Source organism: Yersinia bercovieri ATCC 43970, from assembly GCF_013282745.1.
Lineage (GTDB): Bacteria > Pseudomonadota > Gammaproteobacteria > Enterobacterales > Enterobacteriaceae > Yersinia > Yersinia bercovieri.
Map to the genome: position 1 here is coordinate 1,708,739 of NZ_CP054044.1, position 22,131 is coordinate 1,730,869.

Consider the following 22,131-nt stretch of genomic DNA (forward strand, 5'->3'; position numbering starts at 1 on the left):
TATCTTATATCGATATAATGATGCTTATATTGGTGATAATTAGTAGCACCTTGCCGTCGGCTATTTTTTGAGTCAGGTGGTGCTCATTTTTAACAAAAAGACAGCAACTACTATAAAGACAGCCTATAATGGCGCATCACCTAGCCGCCGAAATGATCAGCATGAAATACCGTGACTTACGTGACTTCCTCTCGTTGCTGGAACAGAGGGGCGAACTTAAACGTATTAGCCAGCCTATTGACCCCTATTTGGAAATGACAGAAATTGCCGATCGCACCTTGCGTGCCGGTGGGCCTGCCCTGCTTTTTGAGAATCCGAAGGGATATGACATGCCCGTGCTGTGCAACCTGTTTGGTACGGCCAAACGCGTGGCAATGGGGATGGGGCAAGAGGATGTCAGTGCACTGCGAGATGTAGGCAAGCTGTTAGCTTTCCTGAAAGAACCTGATCCACCGAAAGGTTTTCGTGATCTATTCGATAAGCTGCCGAAATTTAAGCAGGTATTGAATATGCCAACGAAATGCTTAAGCTCGGCCCCGTGTCAGGAGCAAATCTGGCAGGGTGATGATGTCGATCTAAGCCGAATTCCTGTTATGCACTGCTGGCCAGAAGATGCTGCACCTCTCGTGTCTTGGGGGCTGACTGTCACTCGAGGCCCGCATAAAGAGCGCCAGAATCTGGGCATCTATCGCCAACAAGTGCTGGGCAAAAACAAATTAATTATGCGTTGGTTATCCCACCGTGGTGGTGCTTTGGATTACCAGGAGTGGTGCGAAGCACATCCCGGTGAACGCTTCCCCGTTGCTGTTGCTCTGGGGGCAGATCCTGCGACTATTTTGGCCGCAGTCACGCCAGTTCCTGACACTCTGTCTGAATATGCTTTTGCCGGTCTATTACGCGGGCATAAAACGGAAGTTGTGAAGTGTATTTCCAACTCACTTGAAGTTCCGGCAAGTGCAGAAATTGTATTGGAAGGATATATTGAGCAGGGTGATATGGCTCCGGAAGGTCCTTATGGCGATCACACCGGTTATTATAATGAAATAGACAGTTTCCCTGTCTTTACCGTCACACATATTACTCAGCGTAAAGACGCGATTTATCATTCAACCTATACTGGCCGCCCGCCGGATGAACCTGCGGTGATGGGGGTTGCGCTGAATGAGGTGTTTGTTCCTATTTTGCAAAAACAGTTCCCAGAAATTGTTGATTTCTATCTGCCGCCAGAAGGATGCTCATACCGACTGGCGGTAGTGACTATCAAGAAACAGTATGCAGGCCATGCTAAACGCGTGATGATGGGCGTATGGTCATTTTTACGCCAGTTTATGTATACAAAATTTGTTATTGTTTGTGATGATGATATTAATGCACGTGATTGGAATGATGTCATTTGGGCGATTACGACTCGAATGGACCCATCCCGCGATACGGTGTTGATTGAAAATACACCAATAGACTATTTGGATTTCGCCTCACCGGTTTCCGGTTTAGGATCGAAAATGGGGCTGGATGCCACCAACAAATGGCCAGCTGAGACCCCGCGTGAATGGGGGCGTCCAATTAAAATGGATGAAGACGTCCGTGCTCGCGTTGATGCTATTTGGGACGAACTCGCCATTTTCAGTGACAATGAGACCAAACGCTAACCGGCGTTAGATTTTGTCCTTAGTTTTGCATTTGATGACCCGACAGAGGGAAGGCATGACAACTTTAAGCTGTAAAGTAACCTCCGTAGAGGCCATTACCGATACGGTGTACCGGGTGCAATTGGTGCCTGCATCTGCGTTTTCTTTCCGTGCTGGGCAGTATTTGATGGTAGTCATGGACGAGCGTGATAAACGACCATTTTCTATGGCATCCACGCCGTTGCAGCAAGATTTCATTGAGTTGCATATCGGTGCTTCGGAACTGAATCTGTATGCCATGGCCGTGATGGACCGGATTTTAAAAGAGAAAACCTTGGATGTGGATATCCCGCATGGTGAAGCATGGTTCCGCGAGGGGAGTCACCGTCCGTTAGTGCTGATTGCTGGCGGCACCGGTTTTTCCTATGCGCGTTCAATTTTGTTGGCCGCGTTAGCAGAGCAGCCTGATCGTGAAGTGTCTATCTATTGGGGTGGGCGCGAAGCTGTGCATCTCTATGACCTAAGTGAACTGGAAGCGCTATCAATTCAGTACCCACAGTTGAAAGTTATTCCTGTCGTGGAGCAGCCGGAAGAGGGCTGGCGTGGTCGAACCGGAACAGTACTGAGTGCGGTCCTGCAAGATTACGGCTCTCTTGCTGAGCAAGATATCTATATCGCCGGCCGTTTTGAGATGGCGAAGATTGCTCGTGAGCGTTTCTGTGCTGAACGTGGTGCGCAGGAAGCCCATATCTTTGGTGATGCGTTTGCCTTTATCTGAGTAAAAAACAGTTAAAAAAACCCGCCCCTGACAGGCGGGAAAACGGCAACTAAACACCAGGTAGAGCGGTTATTAGGGCCTGTATTCAGGCCCTTAATGTTTTTCAGATAAATATGTTCGGAAGTTAAACGCGCTCAAAGATGGTCGCGATGCCCTGGCCTAAGCCGATGCACATGGTGGCCAGACCGAATTGCACGTCACGGCGCTCCATCAGATTGATCAACGTGGTAGAAATACGCGCCCCTGAGCAACCCAATGGGTGGCCTAATGCAATGGCTCCACCATTGAGGTTCACTTTGTCATCTATACTCTCCAGCAAACCCAACCCCTTCAGACAAGCCAGCGATTGAGCGGCAAATGCTTCATTTAATTCAAATAATCCAATATCTTCCAACTTTAGCCCGGCACGTTTTAATGCCAGTTGGCTTGCAGGTACTGGGCCATAACCCATAATGGATGGATCACAACCCACCACCGCCATTGAGCGAATACGTGCGCGCGGCGTTAAACCTAATGATTTTGCTCGGGATTCGCTCATAATCAGCATGGCAGATGCGCCATCGGAAAGTGCTGATGAGGTACCAGCCGTCACTGTGCCATTTACCGGATCAAAGGCAGGGCGCAGAGCAGCCAGACCTGCCAGATGGGTTTCAGGGCGAATAACTTCATCAAAATCAAAACGTTTCAATATGCCATCGGCATCATGCCCATTGGTGGCGACAATCTCATTGGCGAAATGGCCAGCTTGAGTTGCGGCATAGGCACGTTGATGAGAGCGGACGGCAAACTCATCTTGTGATTGGCGGCTAATATTGTGAATTTTTGCCAGCATTTCTGCGGTCAAACCCATCATACCGGCAGCTTTCGCGACAGTACGCCCCATACCCGGATGGAAATCCACGCCGTGATTCATAGGGACGTGGCCCATATGTTCCACGCCACCAATCAAACTCACTTGTGCATCACCCACCATGATAGCCCTGGCACCATCATGCAACGCTTGCATTGATGAACCACACAGGCGGTTAACGGTGACTGCCGGTACGCTGTGCGGGATCTCTGCCAGCAAAGAGGCATTGCGGGCGATGTTGAAACCCTGCTCCAGCGTTTGCTGTACACAACCCCAATAGATATCGTCGATCTCTGCGGCATTCAGCCCTGGATTGCGGCTCAGCACTTCTCGCATTAAGTGAGCGGAGAGATCTTCAGCCCGCACTTGGCGAAATGCGCCCCCTTTCGAGCGGCCCATTGGCGTGCGGACGGCATCAATAATGACTACATTTTCCATGTTTTCAGACCTCATGCCGGTTGATTGGTAGAAACATCAAGCAGCGCTGCTGCCACAGGATAATAGCTTTCGTTATGTTCAGCTTTGGCTCTCAGCCCCGCAGGGACGTGATACAACGCGCCAAGATGGGCGTAACGCTGGGCCATTTCGACATAATTGGCGCTACCGAGGGTATCGAGATAACGGAAGATACCTCCGTGGAATGGCGGGAAACCAAGGCCATAAACCAACGCGATATCCCCTTCGGCCGGGCTGGCAATAATGCCCTCTTCCAGACAGCGCACCACTTCATTGATCATTGGGATCATGGTGCGGGCGATAATATCCTCATCGCTGAATTTCTGTGCAGGCTGACTGATGGCTGCCAACAAGGTATCCACCTGCTCGTCATTTTCTTTACGCGGTTTGCCCTTTGCATCCTGCGTATAACGGTAGAAACCTTGGCCGTTCTTCTGACCAAAACGCTTGTTATCGAACATTACGTCCACTGCATCGCGATAATCTTTATTCATCCGATCAGGGAAACCTACCGCCATCACGGCTTGCGCATGGTGCGCGGTATCAATGCCCACCACATCTAACAGATAAGCCGGACCCATCGGCCAGCCGAACTGTTTTTCCATCACTTTATCAATCTGGCGGAAGTCGCCGCCGTCTCTGACTAACATGCCAAACCCAGCCAAATACGGGAACAATACGCGGTTAACGAAGAAACCTGGGCAATCATTAACCACAATTGGGGTTTTACCCATTTGCGTGGCATATGCCACTACGGCAGCGATAGTTTTATCTGAGGTTTTCGCACCACGAATAATTTCAACTAACGGCATCCGATGAACTGGGTTAAAGAAGTGCATACCGCAGAAGTTTTCTGGGCGCTGAAGGGATTTCGCCAATTGATCGATCGGGATCGTAGAGGTGTTAGAGGCTAAAACAGCCTCTTCGCCGATCAGCGCTTCAACCTCAGCAAGAACGGCGGCTTTAATTTTTGGATTCTCCACCACCGCTTCCACGATGAGTTGGGCGCGTTCAATGCCGGTGTAATCCAAGGTTGGCTGGATGGTCGCCAAAATATTCGCCATTTTCAGGCCATCGATTTTGCTGCGTTCCAGCTGTTTGTTCAGTAGCTTAGCCGCCTCATTCATCCCAATAGTCAGGGATTTGTCATTAATATCCTTCATAATGACTGGCACACCTTTCAATGCCGACTGATAGGCAATTCCGCCGCCCATAATCCCGGCACCTAATACTGCGGCCTGTTTTGGCGCATCGACACCTTTAGACAGTTTTTTCGCCTGTCCTTTAACATATTGATCGTTTAGGAAAATACCGACCAAAGCACGGGCTTCGTTGGAACCTGCCAATGGCACAAAACTATTGGTTTCCAGCTTTAGCGCTTCGGTGCGGCCAAATTTTGCCGCAGCTTCGATGGTTTTTACCGCGGTCAGTGGGGCTGGATAGTGTTTCCCAGCCACTTGCATAACCATACCTTTGGCAATGGTGAAGCACATAGCGGCTTCCGTTGGGTTCAGTTTCAGCGGTTCCAGTTTCGGGCGGCGCGCGGCTTGCCAGTCGAGCTTGCCATCAATAGCCTGCTTCAGCATGACCAACGCAGCTTCCGTCAGTTTTTCGGCGGCGACAACTGCATCAACCAGCCCAACTTTTAAGGCCTCTTTGGCAATAATATCTTTGCCAGCGGCGATGATTTCCAGTGCACTGTCCGCACCTAATAAGCGAGGTAAACGCACCGAACCGCCAAAGCCGGGCATGATACCCAGCTTGGTTTCTGGCAGGCCAATTCGGGTTTCCGGCGAGGCAACACGGAAATCTGTAGCGAGAATACATTCACATCCGCCACCCAATGCGTATCCATTGATCGCAGAAATGGTCGGCACCGGTAAGTCTTCCAAACGATTGAAAATATCATTTGCGAAAACCAGCCATTGGTGCAGTTTTTCTGGTGGGGCATTAAATAGAGACAGAAACTCGGTGATATCAGCACCGACAATAAAGGCCGCTTTAGCAGAGCGAAGCAGCAACCCTTTGAGTTCGCTTTGTTTTTCCAATACAGCCAGGGCTTCACCCAAATTGGCTACGGTTTTGGTATCCAGCTTATTAACTGAACCCGGTGCATCAAACACCAACTCGGCAATGCCGTTTTCTAGCCAGTGAAGCTGTAATGTTTCGCTTTGGTAGAGCATATCTATCTCCTGAATAAGCGCATGTGATCTGGTATGACCAGATATTCAGGAAGTGTGGATATTTTGTTAATGAATTGCAAATGAGAGATTGATTTTTTGCAGTGAAGATCACAGTCAATCGGATGGGATAACTGATTTTCATCAATTTTATTCGAGGTGTATCGAGGGGCGGAAAAACGAGCTTATTGCCTGCTTGCGAGCGGGCTACCACGTCAGTTATTTTGGATATCGTTGTTATCACGTCATGGAATGAGTGTCGGCGAAACATGGCCTCGGTGACTATGATAAGATTAAAAAATTAAGTTCTAATAGCGAAGGGTACTGTGATGGAAACGCTGGCTTCTTTATATAACGAACATTTATCCACCCTACAACAGCGCACCCGTGATGTGCTGGAGCGTCATCAGCTAGATGCTTTACTGATTCATTCTGGTGAATTGCAACGAATTTTCCTCGATGATCGTGACTATCCTTTTAAAGCCAATGCACAGTTCAAAGCTTGGGTGCCTGTTACTCAAGTACCAAACTGTTGGTTATGGGTCGATGGGGTAAATACACCGAAGTTATGGTTTTACTCGCCAGTAGATTATTGGCACTGTGTCGAGCCATTGCCGGACAGCTTCTGGACGAAGGCCATTGATATCCAGCCGTTAACCAATGCGGATGACATCGCGCAGCAATTACCTGTGCAGCGTGAACGCGTGGCCTACATTGGCTATGCCCAACAACGCGCTCAGGCATTGGGATTCAGTGCCGAAAATATCAATCCACAACCCGTACTGGATTACCTTCATTTCTACCGTTCGTATAAAACGGATTATGAACTGGCGTGTATGCGTGAAGCGCAAAAGACCGCAGTTGTTGGACATCGTGCAGCCCATGAAGCCTTCCAGTCGGGTATGAGTGAGTTTGATATCAACCTGGCGTATCTGATGGCGACGGGTCATCGTGATACTGATGTACCTTACGATAATATCGTTGCGCTGAATGAACACTCGGCAGTACTTCACTACACCACGTTACAACATCAGCCTCCGGCAGAAATGCGTAGCTTCCTCATGGATGCGGGTGCTGAATATAACGGTTATGCTGCCGACCTGACCCGCACTTATGCCGCAGACAGTGACAGCGATTTTGCAGCATTAATCAAAGACCTGAATACCGAACAGCTCGAGCTGATCAAAACCATTAAAAGTGGTGAACGCTACACCGACTATCATGTTCAAATGCATCAGCGCATTGCCAAGCTGTTGCGCACTCATAATCTAGTCACGGGTATTAGCGAAGAGGCGATGGTCGAACAAGGCATTACCTGCCCATTCCTGCCACACGGCTTGGGGCATCCTCTTGGATTGCAAGTGCATGATACTGCTGGATTTATGCAGGATGATAAAGGCACCCACCTCAGTGCGCCATCCAAGTATCCTTACCTGCGTTGTACCCGTATTCTGCAACCCCGCATGGTACTGACCATCGAACCTGGTCTGTACTTTATCGAGTCACTGTTGGCACCGTGGCGTACCGGGGAGTTCAGTAAGCATTTCAATTGGGAACGTATTGATGCGCTGAAGCCTTATGGTGGTATACGTATAGAAGACAATATTGTTATTCACGATAAGCGGGTTGAGAATATGACGCGTGATCTGAAATTAGCCTGATGCAACCTTATCTGATACCTGCCGCGTCGGTATCAATCAGCGAAGAGATCAAAAAAAGTCGTTTTATCACCTTACTGGCGCATACCTGTGGGGTGAATGAAGCGAAAGATTTCATTCAGCAGGTTAAACAGCAGCACCCAACCGCCCGGCATCATTGCTGGGCTTTTGTTGCGGGCACGCCGACGGATTCACAGCAATTAGGTTTTTCCGATGATGGTGAGCCATCGGGTACTGCGGGTAAACCTATTCTAGCCCAGTTGATGGGCAGTGATATTGGCGAGATAACCGCGGTGGTTGTCCGCTATTATGGCGGCATCAAACTGGGAACTGGCGGGTTGGTAAGGGCTTACGGCAGCGGCGTACAACAGGCGTTAAAACAGATTGAAGTAAAATATAAAGTCCCACAGGTAGAATATACTTTACAGTGTGACTACGCGCAGCTTGCCATGGTTGAAACGCTATTACAGCAGGTTGAAGGCCAGACTTTACGGAGTGAATACGCGGAACTCGTAACACTTCATCTCTCTTTGCCAGCAACTCAAGCCAGTCAGGTCGGGGATAAATTGCGTGATCTCAGTCGTGGTACGTTGCAATTGACGCCCATTTCGCAATAATCCCCATCCAAGTGAATTGCTAAGGAACGTGCCGGAATGCATTTTCGTGCCATAACCCGTATTGTTGGTCTGCTGGTCATCTTATTCTCCGGAACTATGTTTATCCCCGGACTAGTAGCCTTGATCTATCGTGATGGTGCTGGCCGAGCCTTCAGCGAAACCTTTTTTGTTGCCCTATCGATAGGTCTTTTGCTCTGGTTACCTAACCGAAAACAGAAACATGAGCTCAAGCCCCGTGAGGGCTTTCTTATCGTGGTACTTTTCTGGACGGTGCTGGGCAGCGTGGGGGCATTACCTTTCCTATTCTCGGAACGGCCAAATCTTTCACTCACCGATGCATTTTTTGAATCATTCTCTGGGCTAACGACCACCGGTGCGACCACCTTGGTGGGATTGGATTCACTGCCCAAAGCCATTCTATTCTATCGGCAAATGCTGCAATGGCTCGGTGGTATGGGGATCATTGTGTTGGCGGTGGCTATCCTGCCTATTTTGGGGGTGGGGGGAATGCAGCTCTACCGTGCAGAAATGCCCGGTCCGCTGAAAGATAATAAAATGCGGCCCCGAATCGCTGAAACAGCTAAAACACTCTGGCTCATCTATGTATTACTGACCATTGCCTGTGCGCTTTCTCTATGGGGTGCGGGGATGTCAGTGTTTGATGCCATCTCTCACAGCTTCTCTACTATAGCCATTGGTGGCTTCTCAACCCATGATGCCAGTATCGGCTATTTCAACAGCCCCACCATTAACACCATCATTGGCATTTTCTTGCTGATTTCTGGTTGTAACTTTGGTCTGCACTTTGCGGTTCTGAGTGGCCGCAGCTTGAAGGTTTATTGGCGCGATCCCGAATTCCGTATGTTTATCTTTGTACAATTGACTCTGGTTATCGTTTGTACCTTGGTACTCTGGCAACATAATGTGTACAAGTCGGGGATGGAAACCTTAAATCAGGCATTCTTCCAGGTGGTCTCCATGGCGACAACGGCGGGCTTCACGACCGACAGTATTTCTAAGTGGCCGCTGTTCCTCCCAATACTCTTATTATGTTCTGCTTTTATCGGTGGATGTGCAGGGTCGACTGGTGGCGGTTTGAAAGTTATCCGCATCCTGTTGCTCTACCTGCAAGGTTCGCGTGAACTAAAAAGGCTGGTTCACCCGAATGCGGTTTATACCATCAAACTGGGGCGGCGGGCATTGCCGGAACGGATACTGGAAGCGGTTTGGGGCTTCTTCTCAGCTTATGCACTGGTTTTCATCATCAGTATGTTAGCGATCATCGCCACTGGTGTTGATGAGTTTTCAGCCTTCGCCGCCGTCACTGCAACGCTAAATAACCTCGGGCCAGGCTTGGGAGTGGTCGCTGATAACTTCACCTCTATGAACCCGGCAGCTAAATGGATATTAGTGATAACTATGCTGTTTGGCCGATTGGAAGTCTTCACCTTGCTGGTTCTTTTCACCCCAACATTCTGGCGAGAGTAATTTTGCATAAGGAATATTGCTATGAACATACTGATACTCTTCTCTAGCCGAGATGGCCAAACACATGCAATCGCTTCTTATATAGCTAAGCAATTATCGGCAACGGCGACCTGTGAAATACAAGACCTATCTCAGGTTGGACAAATCGACTTAAACCAATATCAACAAGTCATGATTGGCGCATCTGTGCGTTATGGGCATTTCAGTCCGGTATTGAGTAAATTCGTTAGCAAACACGTCGAACAGTTAAATCAAATGCCGAGTGCCTTCTTTGCGGTAAATCTGACTGCACGTAAGCCAGAAAAGCGTTCTCCACAAACGAATGCTTACGTGCGTAAGTTCTTACTGAGTACACCTTGGCAGCCCACGCTATGTACAGTATTTGCGGGTGCTCTGCGTTATCCCCGTTATCGCTGGATAGATCGGGTGATGATTCAACTGATTATGCGAATGACAGGCGGAGAAACCGATACGAGTAAAGAAGTTGAATATACCGATTGGCAACAAGTAAGCAGTTTTACTCAGGATTTCTCGGCACTACAGTACGAAAAATAGCAATACCGCTGGTTATCACAGCAAATCGTTGAAATAAAACACGGTTGAAAAGTTTTTTCAAATTAGGGGTTGCAGCCTGTCAGGAACTCCCTATAATGCGCCTCCACTGACCGGGAACAACGAAACAAACTTCGCCGGGTCAGGAAGAGAAAAGAACGCGTTTGAGTTCGAAAGAAATCAAATAACACCTTGACTCTTCAGCGGGAAAGCGTATTATCTGCCTCCCGCGTTACCGTAAGATTCGCTGAAAGGCCAACGGGTAACGAACGCTCTTTAACAATTTATCAGACAATCTGTGTGGGCACTCGCAAGACGATATCGAAGCCTGTTTCGGCAGGCAGAAGCAATATCAAAGTCTTGAAGAGTGACCAAAGCAGTACACATTTGAACTTCGGTTCGAATGCATATTTGCAGAAAGTAATCTTTGAGCATCGCTGCTTTCATTAGCAGCAAATCAAACAAATCTTAAATTGAAGAGTTTGATCATGGCTCAGATTGAACGCTGGCGGCAGGCCTAACACATGCAAGTCGAGCGGCAGCGGGAAGTAGTTTACTACTTTGCCGGCGAGCGGCGGACGGGTGAGTAATGTCTGGGGATCTGCCTGATGGAGGGGGATAACTACTGGAAACGGTAGCTAATACCGCATGACCTCGTAAGAGCAAAGTGGGGGACCTTCGGGCCTCACGCCATCGGATGAACCCAGATGGGATTAGCTAGTAGGTGGGGTAATGGCTCACCTAGGCGACGATCCCTAGCTGGTCTGAGAGGATGACCAGCCACACTGGAACTGAGACACGGTCCAGACTCCTACGGGAGGCAGCAGTGGGGAATATTGCACAATGGGCGCAAGCCTGATGCAGCCATGCCGCGTGTGTGAAGAAGGCCTTCGGGTTGTAAAGCACTTTCAGCGAGGAGGAAGGCAGTCGTGTTAATAGCACGATTGATTGACGTTACTCGCAGAAGAAGCACCGGCTAACTCCGTGCCAGCAGCCGCGGTAATACGGAGGGTGCAAGCGTTAATCGGAATTACTGGGCGTAAAGCGCACGCAGGCGGTTTGTTAAGTCAGATGTGAAATCCCCGCGCTTAACGTGGGAACTGCATTTGAAACTGGCAAGCTAGAGTCTTGTAGAGGGGGGTAGAATTCCAGGTGTAGCGGTGAAATGCGTAGAGATCTGGAGGAATACCGGTGGCGAAGGCGGCCCCCTGGACAAAGACTGACGCTCAGGTGCGAAAGCGTGGGGAGCAAACAGGATTAGATACCCTGGTAGTCCACGCTGTAAACGATGTCGACTTGGAGGTTGTGCCCTTGAGGCGTGGCTTCCGGAGCTAACGCGTTAAGTCGACCGCCTGGGGAGTACGGCCGCAAGGTTAAAACTCAAATGAATTGACGGGGGCCCGCACAAGCGGTGGAGCATGTGGTTTAATTCGATGCAACGCGAAGAACCTTACCTACTCTTGACATCCACAGAACTTAGCAGAGATGCTTCGGTGCCTTCGGGAACTGTGAGACAGGTGCTGCATGGCTGTCGTCAGCTCGTGTTGTGAAATGTTGGGTTAAGTCCCGCAACGAGCGCAACCCTTATCCTTTGTTGCCAGCACGTAATGGTGGGAACTCAAGGGAGACTGCCGGTGACAAACCGGAGGAAGGTGGGGATGACGTCAAGTCATCATGGCCCTTACGAGTAGGGCTACACACGTGCTACAATGGCAGATACAAAGTGAAGCGAACTCGCGAGAGCAAGCGGACCACATAAAGTCTGTCGTAGTCCGGATTGGAGTCTGCAACTCGACTCCATGAAGTCGGAATCGCTAGTAATCGTAGATCAGAATGCTACGGTGAATACGTTCCCGGGCCTTGTACACACCGCCCGTCACACCATGGGAGTGGGTTGCAAAAGAAGTAGGTAGCTTAACCTTCGGGAGGGCGCTTACCACTTTGTGATTCATGACTGGGGTGAAGTCGTAACAAGGTAACCGTAGGGGAACCTGCGGTTGGATCACCTCCTTACCTCACGATACGCATTGCGCAGTGTCCACACAGATTGTCTGATGAATGTAATGAGCAAGGTAACCTGCTGTAGATGGGTGAGACGCGCACCGCAAAATCGAGTGTTGACTGCATCAGTCGCTCGGATTTGCAGGCAAATTCTCGCCTCTACACGAAATTCTCGAAGCAGTGCTTCGAGAGTCAAATTTCGTGTCCCCATCGTCTAGAGGCCTAGGACACTGCCCTTTCACGGCTGTAACAGGGGTTCGAATCCCCTTGGGGACGCCAATCCGATAATGTGTGAAAGACATTATCAACCGGTTCTTTATGAACTAAAAAATAACTTAAAGATGACTTTAACGAGTCGTGTTTAAGATATTGCTCTTTAACAATCTGGAACAAGCTGAAAATTGAAACAATACAGCTGAAACTTATCTCTCCGTAGATGTACTGAGATAAGGAGTAGCCTGTATTAGAGTCTCTCAAATAATCGCAACGCAAGGGTCTGCAAAGACACCTTCGGGTTGTGAGGTTAAGCGACTAAGCGTACACGGTGGATGCCTAGGCAGTCAGAGGCGATGAAGGGCGTGCTAATCTGCGAAAAGCGTCGGTAAGCTGATATGAAGCGTTACAACCGACGATACCCGAATGGGGAAACCCAGTGCAATTCGTTGCACTATTGCATGGTGAATACATAGCCATGCAAGGCGAACCGGGGGAACTGAAACATCTAAGTACCCCGAGGAAAAGAAATCAACCGAGATTCCCCCAGTAGCGGCGAGCGAACGGGGAAGAGCCCAGAGTCTGAATCAGTTTATGTGTTAGTGGAAGCGTCTGGAAAGTCGCACGGTACAGGGTGATAGTCCCGTACACAAAAATGCATATTCTGTGAACTCGATGAGTAGGGCGGGACACGTGACATCCTGTCTGAATATGGGGGGACCATCCTCCAAGGCTAAATACTCCTGACTGACCGATAGTGAACCAGTACCGTGAGGGAAAGGCGAAAAGAACCCCGGCGAGGGGAGTGAAATAGAACCTGAAACCGTGTACGTACAAGCAGTGGGAGCACCTTCGTGGTGTGACTGCGTACCTTTTGTATAATGGGTCAGCGACTTATATTTTGTAGCAAGGTTAACCGAATAGGGGAGCCGTAGGGAAACCGAGTCTTAACTGGGCGTCTAGTTGCAAGGTATAGACCCGAAACCCGGTGATCTAGCCATGGGCAGGTTGAAGGTTGGGTAACACTAACTGGAGGACCGAACCGACTAATGTTGAAAAATTAGCGGATGACTTGTGGCTGGGGGTGAAAGGCCAATCAAACCGGGAGATAGCTGGTTCTCCCCGAAAGCTATTTAGGTAGCGCCTCGTGAACTCATCTTCGGGGGTAGAGCACTGTTTCGGCTAGGGGGTCATCCCGACTTACCAAACCGATGCAAACTCCGAATACCGAAGAATGTTATCACGGGAGACACACGGCGGGTGCTAACGTCCGTCGTGAAGAGGGAAACAACCCAGACCGCCAGCTAAGGTCCCAAAGTCATGGTTAAGTGGGAAACGATGTGGGAAGGCACAGACAGCCAGGATGTTGGCTTAGAAGCAGCCATCATTTAAAGAAAGCGTAATAGCTCACTGGTCGAGTCGGCCTGCGCGGAAGATGTAACGGGGCTAAACCATGCACCGAAGCTGCGGCAGCGACACTTAGGTGTTGTTGGGTAGGGGAGCGTTCTGTAAGCCGTTGAAGGTGACCTGTGAGGGTTGCTGGAGGTATCAGAAGTGCGAATGCTGACATAAGTAACGATAATGCGGGTGAAAAACCCGCACGCCGGAAGACCAAGGGTTCCTGTCCAACGTTAATCGGGGCAGGGTGAGTCGACCCCTAAGGCGAGGCTGAAAAGCGTAGTCGATGGGAAACAGGTTAATATTCCTGTACTTGGTGTTACTGCGAAGGGGGGACGGAGAAGGCTAGGCTATCCGGGCGACGGTTGTCCCGGTTTAAGCATGTAGGCGGAGTGACCAGGTAAATCCGGTTGCTTATCAACGCTGAGGTGTGATGACGAGCCACTACGGTGGTGAAGTAGTTGATGCCAAGCTTCCAGGAAAAGCCTCTAAGCATCAGGTAACATTAAATCGTACCCCAAACCGACACAGGTGGTCAGGTAGAGAATACTCAGGCGCTTGAGAGAACTCGGGTGAAGGAACTAGGCAAAATGGTGCCGTAACTTCGGGAGAAGGCACGCTGGCGGTAGGTGAAGAGACTTGCTCTCGGAGCTGAAGCCAGTCGCAGATACCAGCTGGCTGCAACTGTTTAATAAAAACACAGCACTGTGCAAACACGAAAGTGGACGTATACGGTGTGACGCCTGCCCGGTGCTGGAAGGTTAATTGATGGGGTCAGCCGCAAGGCGAAGCTCTTGATCGAAGCCCCAGTAAACGGCGGCCGTAACTATAACGGTCCTAAGGTAGCGAAATTCCTTGTCGGGTAAGTTCCGACCTGCACGAATGGCGTAATGATGGCCAGGCTGTCTCCACCCGAGACTCAGTGAAATTGAACTCGCTGTGAAGATGCAGTGTACCCGCGGCAAGACGGAAAGACCCCGTGAACCTTTACTATAGCTTGACACTGAACATTGAGCCTTGATGTGTAGGATAGGTGGGAGGCATTGAAGTGTGGACGCCAGTCTGCATGGAGCCAACCTTGAAATACCACCCTTTAATGTTTGATGTTCTAACTCGGCCCCGTAATCCGGGGTGAGGACAGTGTCTGGTGGGTAGTTTGACTGGGGCGGTCTCCTCCCAAAGAGTAACGGAGGAGCACGAAGGTTAGCTAATCACGGTCGGACATCGTGAGGTTAGTGCAAAGGCATAAGCTAGCTTGACTGCGAGAGTGACGGCTCGAGCAGGTACGAAAGTAGGTCTTAGTGATCCGGTGGTTCTGAATGGAAGGGCCATCGCTCAACGGATAAAAGGTACTCCGGGGATAACAGGCTGATACCGCCCAAGAGTTCATATCGACGGCGGTGTTTGGCACCTCGATGTCGGCTCATCACATCCTGGGGCTGAAGTAGGTCCCAAGGGTATGGCTGTTCGCCATTTAAAGTGGTACGCGAGCTGGGTTTAGAACGTCGTGAGACAGTTCGGTCCCTATCTGCCGTGGGCGTTGGAAGATTGAGAGGGGCTGCTCCTAGTACGAGAGGACCGGAGTGGACGAATCACTGGTGTTCGGGTTGTCATGCCAATGGCATTGCCCGGTAGCTAAATTCGGAAGAGATAACCGCTGAAAGCATCTAAGCGGGAAACTTGCCTCGAGATGAGTCTTCCCTGGGGCTTTAAGCCCCCTGAAGGAACGTTAAAGACTATGACGTTGATAGGCTGGGTGTGTAAGTGCAGCGATGCATTGAGCTAACCAGTACTAATGATCCGTGAGGCTTAACCTTACAACACCAAAGGTGTTTTGGTGGTTTGAGAGAGAGAGATTTTCAGCGAAGTTCCGAGATTGGACTGACTGGCTGCACGATATATTATTGTGAAGCGGGTGAGTTAAAACAGAATTTGCCTGGCGGCCATAGCGCGGTGGTCCCACCTGATCCCATGCCGAACTCAGAAGTGAAACGCCGTAGCGCCGATGGTAGTGTGGGGTCTCCCCATGCGAGAGTAGGACACTGCCAGGCATCAAATCAAGCCGAAACCCCATGCCAAAAGCGTGGGGTTTTTGCTATGTGTAAAAAGACAAAAACCTGCCAGACTGCTGACAAACCTCGATGACTCGATCGATAACAGTGGGGATGGGCAGAAGAGTAAAGTGTCCGCGCCATCAGGGATGATTTTACGGCGTCTTTACGATCTGACCGTTCTCTCCGCTCAGGCGACTTTGTCAATAACCTCCTGCCACTGATGAGTGGCTTTTTTTGCTTATGGTTTTTAACTGAGTGCGACTTGAGCAAATTGCGAATGCAGTTTGAACAGCGCCTGTGCTGCCCCCGAAGGGGTGAGGCTCATCCTAAAGTTGAGACTAATATTATCTACCCCGAATTAATCTTTTTTAGTTTTCTCCCATTTCTATCGTTCCCGCCACAGAAAATAGCCTTTATTTCTTTAAAATCATTCAATCTTAAATTGGAACGATGTTTTGATTGTGAGGTTTGAATGAATGCAGGTCTCTTCGTACGCACTCTCGCACTATCTGCGATGCTTGCTGTTACAGCTGTGCAGGCAAGTTCAGTGACACATCAAAAAGAAGCCATTACCGAAAATAATCTTCCTGTCTTCTACCCGCAGTTAAAAAAACAGATGACATACCAAAGCTCATGGCTTGCTGGGAAATATACAGATTTCGCGCTATGGAAAAGTGATACGCGAAAAATCTTCCGGCAAGCATTGCTTACCCCTGACTCAACAATTGCGTTCGCCGCAGAGAGGATAGATCAGCAAGATCGTGGGAGTTATGTCGCTGAAAAAATAGTATTTAATATCACTGACGAAAGTCGTGTGCAGGGATTGCTATTAACCCCTAAACGGCAAGGCCCTCATCCGGCGATTGTTCTTTTGCATGATCACGGCTCTAAGTTTGATATTGGTAAAGAGAAAATGATCCGCCCTTGGGGGGATAGCGCACAACTGGCCTCGGCGCAGGCGTGGTCAGATAAATTCTTTAGCGGCAAGTTTATCGGCGATGAGTTGGCAAAACGTGGCTATGTGGTGCTCTCTATTGATGCTATTGGCTGGGGTGATAGAGGCCCTATGAGCTATGAGCAGCAGCAGGCTTTAGCCAGCAATTTCTTTAATCTCGGCCGCTCATTAGCTGGCAATATGGCTTATGAAGATATGCGGACTGTTGATTTTCTGGCGACACTCCCGTCAGTTGATCGCCAACGTATTGGGGCGCTCGGTTTTTCTATGGGAGCATACCGTGCATGGCAACTGGCGGCACTGTCAGATAAGGTGGCCGCAACCGCAGCTGTATCCTGGTTTGGCAACTATCAAGGTCTGATGACGCCGAGCAACAATGTGCTGCGCGGGCAGTCAGCTTTCTACATGCTTCATCCCGGTATCGCCAATAAGTTGGATTTCCCTGATATTGCCAGTTTAGCTGCGCCAAAGCCGATGCTACTTTTTAATGGTGGCAAAGATAAATTATTCCCGTCAGCGGCAGTCGAGCAGGCCTACAGCAAAGTGCATGCCATCTGGCGTTCGCAAAATGCGGAGTCGCGGCTGGTCACTCGCAGTTGGCCGGATCTCGGACATGTATTTTATCAAGAGCAGCAAGACGTGGTTTTTCCGTGGTTAGATCGTTGGTTAAAACCATAAAAAAAGGCCCCGAGGGGCCCAGAGTGCTGACAAACCCCCGATGACGCGATCTGGAACGGAGAGGGCGGGTAGAAGAGTAAAGCGTCCGCGCCAGGGATGGAGCGGCTCGAGCCTCCAGGGAAGGATTTACGGCGTCTTTACGATCTAGCTGTTCTCTCCACAACCGGCACTTTGTCAATAACCTTAGGCCCCGAGGGGCCTTGTCGCGATAAAACTTTATCAGTGAGAGCTACTTTGTGATGCGCCCAAGCCCGTTTGTGAGCGGACAAACTGAGCTTTGAAGCGCAGGCGCTCTTGCTGACCTGCTTCTGAAGTATCGGTGATGGAGAAGAACCAGATGCCGACGAACGCCACTATCATTGAGAACAGTGCAGGGTATTCATACGGATAGATTGGTTTTGCATGTCCCAGAATCGTTACCCAGATGGTGGGGCCTAAAATCATCAGAATAACCGCCGTCAATAACCCCAACCAGCCGCCAATCATCGCACCACGGGTGGTCAGTTTTTCCCAATACATCGAGATGAAGATAATGGGGAAGTTACAGCTGGCTGCAATGGAGAATGCCAAACCTACCATGAAGGCAATGTTCTGTTTTTCAAACAGAATCCCCAAACCAATAGCCACGAATCCTAACACCACGACCGTAATTTTTGAGACTTTCAGCTCATCGCGCTCATTCGCTTTACCATTCTTAATCACACTAGCGTAAAGGTCATGGGAGACCGCCGATGCACCCGCTAATGTCAGGCCGGCGACGACGGCGAGAATGGTTGCAAAGGCAACCGCTGAGATAAATCCTAAGAAGAAGCTACCACCAACGGCATCAGCCAGATGGACTGCCGCCATATTGTTACCACCCAGCAGTGCGCCTGCTGCATCTTTAAATGCGGGATTCGGGCCAACTAATAGAATCGCGCCAAACCCAATAATGAAGGTCAAGATGTAGAAGTAGCCGATAAAACCAGTGGCGTAGAACACACTTTTACGTGCCTCTTTCGCATCACTTACCGTAAAGAAGCGCATCAGAATGTGGGGTAAACCCGCAGTACCAAACATCAATGCCAGACCAAGAGATAGTGCTGATATGGGGTCAGAGACCAACCCGCCTGGGCTCATGATTGCCAGGCCTTTAGGGTGAACTTTGACAGCCTCGCTAAATAGTGTATTGAAGTTAAAATTAACGGATTTCATGACCATTAGGGCCATAAATGATGCACCGGCCAGCAACATGACCGCCTTAATAATCTGCACCCATGTGGTTGCCAACATGCCACCAAACAGTACATACAGCACCATCAAGATACCGACCAGCACCACAGCGACGTAGTAGTTCAAGCCAAATAACAGCTGGATCAATTTGCCTGCACCCACCATTTGGGCTATCAGATACAGGGCAACGACCACTAATGAACCACAGGCGGATAAAGTTCGAATGGGCTTTTGCTTCAATCGATAGGAAGCCACATCGGCAAAGGTATAGCGCCCCAGATTACGCAGACGTTCCGCGATTAAAAACAGAATGATCGGCCAGCCGATTAAGAACCCGATGGAGTAAATTAAGCCATCGTAGCCGGAGGTATAAACCAGTGCAGAAATGCCGAGGAAGGATGCTGCCGACATAAAATCACCGGCGATCGCCAGGCCATTTTGGAAGCCGGTAATCCGCCCGCCTGCGGTGTAATAGTCCTGTCGGGAGCGGGTCCGTTTTGACGCCCAGTAGGTGATATACAGTGTTGCGCCGACAAACAGAAGGAACATCACGATCGCCTGGATGTTTAGCGGTTGGCGATGAACTTCGCCAGTTATTGCATCTGCCTGTGACAGCGCAGGCAGAGCCAGTAAGGAAAGTGCAGACCAATGGCGGATCTTCATTGCTTCACCTCGCGAAGAATTTCTGCCGTCAGACGGTCAAACTCGCCATTAGCACGAATTACGTAAATACCGGTAAGAACAAAAGAAATAACAATCAGCCCCACACCAACGGGAATACCGCGAGTAATGCTGGAACCGGCGTAGAGCGGGGTGCCGAGCCATTGTGGTTCGAAAGCAATAAGGAAAATGAAGCCGACATACAGCGCCAAAGTAATCAGCGACAGTAGCCAGGCAAAGCGACCACGCTTTTGCACCAACTCTTTGAAACGCGGGTTATTTTCAATCTCTTGATAAATGCTGTCATTCATCAGAGTTTCTCCTTTGAGGCATTAATTAAGGTTGCCGCCCGCAGGCGGCACAATTTACGACGGTGTTTGCATTGATTGTTTTTCTTCCAGTAATTTGTCCACAACACCCGGATCGGCCAGCGTAGAGGTATCCCCTAAGTTGCTGGTATCCCCCGCCGCAATTTTACGCAGAATTCGACGCATAATTTTGCCTGAGCGGGTTTTTGGCAGCGAATCGGTCCAGTGCAGAATATCTGGTGTGGCGATCGGGCCAATCTCTTTGCGCACCCAGTTACGAACCTCGGTATAGAGCTCTGGTGTTGGCTCTTCACCATGATTCAATGTGATGTAGGCGTAGATAGCCTGCCCTTTAATGCTGTGCGGAACCCCAACAACCGCTGCTTCGGCAATTTTGGGGTGAGCGACTAAGGCTGATTCAATCTCGGCAGTACCTAAGCGGTGGCCTGAAACGTTCAACACATCATCGACTCGGCCGGTTATCCAGTAGTAGCCATCTTCGTCACGGCGGGCGCCATCACCACTGAAATACATGCCTTTAAAGGTGGAGAAGTAGGTTTGTTCGAAACGATCATGATCGCCAAACAGTGTTCTGGCCTGACCCGGCCAAGAGTCAGTAATGACCAGATTACCTTCTGCCGACCCCTCCAGCGGATTGCCCAGATTGTCGACAATCGCGGGTTGTACGCCAAAGAATGGGCGAGTCGCAGAACCGGCTTTCAACTCAGTCGCTCCCGGTAGCGGGGTTATCATGAAGCCGCCGGTTTCCGTTTGCCACCAGGTGTCGACAATCGGACATTTGCTATTGCCGATCTTGTTGTAGTACCACTCCCAAGCTTCTGGGTTGATGGGTTCACCTACCGAACCCATGATGCGCAATGAATCGCGCTTGGTTCCTTCGATGGCCTTATCACCCTCGGCCATTAGGGCGCGGATCGCGGTTGGGGCGGTATACAGAATATTAACCTGATGTTTATCGATAACCTGACCCAAGCGATTGACGCCCGGATAGTTCGGCACACCTTCAAACATCAGTGTAATTGCACCGCAAGCCAGTGGGCCGTAGAGCAGATAACTGTGGCCGGTAACCCAGCCGACGTCGGCGGTACACCAGTAGATGTCGCCGGGGTGGTAATCGAAAACATACTTAAAGGTCAGCGCGGCATAGACCAGATAGCCGCCAGTGGTATGTAACACCCCTTTCGGTTTGCCCGTGGAGCCGGAGGTATAAAGGATAAACAGCGGGTCTTCCGCATTCATCTCCTCTGCTGGGCAGTCGGCGGAGGCCTCTTTAATCAGGTCATGCCACCACAAGTCGCGCCCATCTTGCCAATAGCTGGCATTACCGGTGCGCTGGAATACGACCACATTTTTGATACTGGTGATAGCTGGGTTTTTCAGCGCCTCATCGACATTTTTTTTCAGTGGAATGGCGCGACCAGCACGGATGCCCTCGTCGGCAGTAATCACCAATTTTGAGTTAGAGTCGATGATGCGGCCTGCAACAGCATCTGGTGAGAATCCACCAAAAATAACAGAGTGAACCGCGCCAATACGTGCGCAGGCCAGCATGGCAACAGCGGCTTCTGGCACCATAGGCATATAGATAGCAACCACATCACCTTTTTTGATACCCAGTGTTTTCAGCACATTGGCAAACTGGCAGACATCATGATGAAGTTGCTTATAGGTGACGGTTTTTGACTGGTTAGGGTCATCACCCTCCCAGATAATCGCGGTTTGATCGCCACGTTCAGCCAAATGGCGGTCAAGGCAGTTGGCGGCAAGATTCAGCGTACCATCTTCGAACCAGCGGATGCTCACATGGCCGGGATCAAAGGAGGTATTTTTTACTGTGGTATACGGCTTAATCCAATCAATAATCTTGCCATGTTCACCCCAGAATTGATCCGGGTTCTGCACTGATTGTTGATAGTATTGATGATATTGTTCTGGGCTTATCAGGGCATGCGCTGCAATTGCAGTTGGAATAGGGTGTTTATGTATTTGGCTCATAATAGTTCTCCTTGAGATTGTTAATAATATGTCAATCAAAAGTTAATTATAGTGCGAAGGAACGTTTTGTTTCTTTTTTGGGCGACAGATCACGCATAAAGGATGTTGATTTAGAGACTTACTTAACGTGCTGCGTGGTGAATCGATATCTTAATGATAGGAGAAGGAATTTGAGGCCATGCAATAAAGGAAAGAAATGTGCTAATCAGCTCATTTTTGCTGTGAAAGGGAGATATTTAAGCGCATGTATCATCTCGAGCACTAACGTAGCGTGATTAATGCAATTCAATGCAACTGGTTAACCAAAAAACAGAAATTAAATTTACAATAGCAGTATCATACTATTTTAATATCGGATGGTAATTAAAGTGAGATATATATTCCAGAGAGAGATATAGGAATTAAAATAAATAAGTGAATAGCATAGGT

Annotated in this window: 12 protein-coding genes, 1 tRNA gene and 3 rRNA genes; 11 read left to right on the plus strand and 5 right to left on the minus strand. The window is 49.5% G+C overall.

Going from position 1 to position 22,131, the window contains the following annotated elements; genetic code table 11:
• Positions 1–152 precede the first annotated feature (152 nt).
• Both ubiD and fre read left to right on the plus strand, forming a co-directional pair.
• A complete protein-coding gene (gene ubiD / locus HRK25_RS07690) occupies positions 153–1,649 on the plus strand; it encodes a 4-hydroxy-3-polyprenylbenzoate decarboxylase (RefSeq protein ID WP_005274749.1) in 1,497 nt (498 codons plus the stop codon).
• A 55-nt stretch (positions 1,650–1,704) separates the two neighbouring features.
• The gene (gene fre / locus HRK25_RS07695) at positions 1,705–2,406 is read left to right on the plus strand and encodes an NAD(P)H-flavin reductase (RefSeq protein ID WP_032814905.1); all 702 of its coding nucleotides are present in this window, start codon (positions 1,705–1,707) and stop codon (positions 2,404–2,406) included.
• Positions 2,407–2,530: 124 nt separating this feature from the next.
• Here fre and fadA read toward each other — a convergent pair whose 3' ends face one another.
• Positions 2,531–3,694: an acetyl-CoA C-acyltransferase FadA gene (gene fadA, locus HRK25_RS07700; RefSeq protein ID WP_005274743.1), complete on the minus strand. Its 1,164-nt coding sequence runs from the start codon at positions 3,692–3,694 to the stop codon at positions 2,531–2,533.
• Between the two features lie 11 nt (positions 3,695–3,705).
• Complete coding sequence (fadB, locus tag HRK25_RS07705) at positions 3,706–5,895, minus strand: fatty acid oxidation complex subunit alpha FadB (RefSeq protein WP_005274741.1); 2,190 nt, start codon at positions 5,893–5,895, stop codon at positions 3,706–3,708.
• A gap of 326 nt (positions 5,896–6,221) precedes the next feature.
• Between fadB and pepQ the strand changes: the two genes are divergently transcribed.
• The 9 genes from pepQ (at position 6,222) to HRK25_RS07750 (ending at position 17,506) form a co-directional block, all read left to right on the plus strand.
• Positions 6,222–7,553, plus strand: a complete 1,332-nt coding sequence (gene pepQ, locus HRK25_RS07710; RefSeq protein WP_005274739.1) for a Xaa-Pro dipeptidase — start codon at positions 6,222–6,224, stop codon at positions 7,551–7,553.
• Positions 7,553–8,167 carry an IMPACT family protein gene (locus HRK25_RS07715; RefSeq protein ID WP_032897997.1) on the plus strand — a complete coding sequence of 205 codons (615 nt, stop codon included), beginning with the start codon at positions 7,553–7,555 and terminating at the stop codon, positions 8,165–8,167. The genes pepQ and HRK25_RS07715 overlap by 1 nt, the downstream gene beginning before the upstream one ends.
• A 36-nt stretch (positions 8,168–8,203) precedes the next feature.
• Complete coding sequence (trkH, locus tag HRK25_RS07720; RefSeq protein ID WP_005274737.1) at positions 8,204–9,655, plus strand: Trk system potassium transporter TrkH; 1,452 nt, start codon at positions 8,204–8,206, stop codon at positions 9,653–9,655.
• A gap of 21 nt (positions 9,656–9,676) precedes the next feature.
• Positions 9,677–10,210 carry a menaquinone-dependent protoporphyrinogen IX dehydrogenase gene (gene hemG / locus HRK25_RS07725; protein ID WP_005274735.1) on the plus strand — a complete coding sequence of 178 codons (534 nt, stop codon included), beginning with the start codon at positions 9,677–9,679 and terminating at the stop codon, positions 10,208–10,210.
• A gap of 467 nt (positions 10,211–10,677) precedes the next feature.
• A 16S ribosomal RNA gene (locus tag HRK25_RS07730) occupies positions 10,678–12,220 on the plus strand.
• 191 nt (positions 12,221–12,411) lie between these two features.
• Positions 12,412–12,487, plus strand: a tRNA-Glu gene (locus tag HRK25_RS07735).
• A 242-nt stretch (positions 12,488–12,729) separates the two neighbouring features.
• Positions 12,730–15,636, plus strand: a 23S ribosomal RNA gene (locus HRK25_RS07740).
• A 118-nt stretch (positions 15,637–15,754) separates the two neighbouring features.
• Positions 15,755–15,870, plus strand: a 5S ribosomal RNA gene (gene rrf, locus HRK25_RS07745).
• Together the 16S, 23S and 5S rRNA genes with 1 tRNA gene alongside form the textbook arrangement of a ribosomal RNA operon.
• A 619-nt stretch (positions 15,871–16,489) precedes the next feature.
• Positions 16,490–17,506, plus strand: a complete 1,017-nt coding sequence (locus HRK25_RS07750) for a dienelactone hydrolase family protein (RefSeq protein ID WP_172678492.1) — start codon at positions 16,490–16,492, stop codon at positions 17,504–17,506.
• A gap of 219 nt (positions 17,507–17,725) precedes the next feature.
• Here the strand turns inward: HRK25_RS07750 and actP are convergent, their stop codons facing one another.
• Genes actP through acs form a run of 3 tightly spaced genes read right to left on the minus strand, consistent with a single transcriptional unit; the run spans position 17,726 to position 21,702 of the window.
• Entirely contained in the window at positions 17,726–19,381 is a 1,656-nt protein-coding gene (gene actP, locus HRK25_RS07755; protein ID WP_032898690.1) for a cation/acetate symporter ActP, read from the minus strand.
• Entirely contained in the window at positions 19,378–19,689 is a 312-nt protein-coding gene (locus HRK25_RS07760; protein ID WP_004874055.1) for a DUF485 domain-containing protein, read from the minus strand. The genes actP and HRK25_RS07760 overlap by 4 nt, the downstream gene beginning before the upstream one ends.
• Positions 19,690–19,743: 54 nt before the next feature.
• Positions 19,744–21,702: an acetate--CoA ligase gene (acs, locus tag HRK25_RS07765; protein WP_005278193.1), complete on the minus strand. Its 1,959-nt coding sequence runs from the start codon at positions 21,700–21,702 to the stop codon at positions 19,744–19,746.
• Positions 21,703–22,131: the final 429 nt, after the last annotated feature.

What these genes read in the sequence shown, in the direction of transcription:
- fadB (WP_005274741.1), bottom strand. Translation starts at nt 5,895, where the DNA reads ATGCTCTACCAAAGCGAAACATTACAGCTTCACTGGCTAGAAAACGGC.
- hemG (WP_005274735.1), top strand. Translation starts at nt 9,677, where the DNA reads ATGAACATACTGATACTCTTCTCTAGCCGAGATGGCCAAACACATGCA.
- pepQ (WP_005274739.1), top strand. Translation starts at nt 6,222, where the DNA reads ATGGAAACGCTGGCTTCTTTATATAACGAACATTTATCCACCCTACAA.
- acs (WP_005278193.1), bottom strand. Translation starts at nt 21,702, where the DNA reads ATGAGCCAAATACATAAACACCCTATTCCAACTGCAATTGCAGCGCAT.
- fre (WP_032814905.1), top strand. Translation starts at nt 1,705, where the DNA reads ATGACAACTTTAAGCTGTAAAGTAACCTCCGTAGAGGCCATTACCGAT.
- actP (WP_032898690.1), bottom strand. Translation starts at nt 19,381, where the DNA reads ATGAAGATCCGCCATTGGTCTGCACTTTCCTTACTGGCTCTGCCTGCG.
- trkH (WP_005274737.1), top strand. Translation starts at nt 8,204, where the DNA reads ATGCATTTTCGTGCCATAACCCGTATTGTTGGTCTGCTGGTCATCTTA.
- fadA (WP_005274743.1), bottom strand. Translation starts at nt 3,694, where the DNA reads ATGGAAAATGTAGTCATTATTGATGCCGTCCGCACGCCAATGGGCCGC.
- HRK25_RS07750 (WP_172678492.1), top strand. Translation starts at nt 16,490, where the DNA reads ATGACATACCAAAGCTCATGGCTTGCTGGGAAATATACAGATTTCGCG.
- HRK25_RS07715 (WP_032897997.1), top strand. Translation starts at nt 7,553, where the DNA reads ATGCAACCTTATCTGATACCTGCCGCGTCGGTATCAATCAGCGAAGAG.
- HRK25_RS07760 (WP_004874055.1), bottom strand. Translation starts at nt 19,689, where the DNA reads ATGAATGACAGCATTTATCAAGAGATTGAAAATAACCCGCGTTTCAAA.
- ubiD (WP_005274749.1), top strand. Translation starts at nt 153, where the DNA reads ATGATCAGCATGAAATACCGTGACTTACGTGACTTCCTCTCGTTGCTG.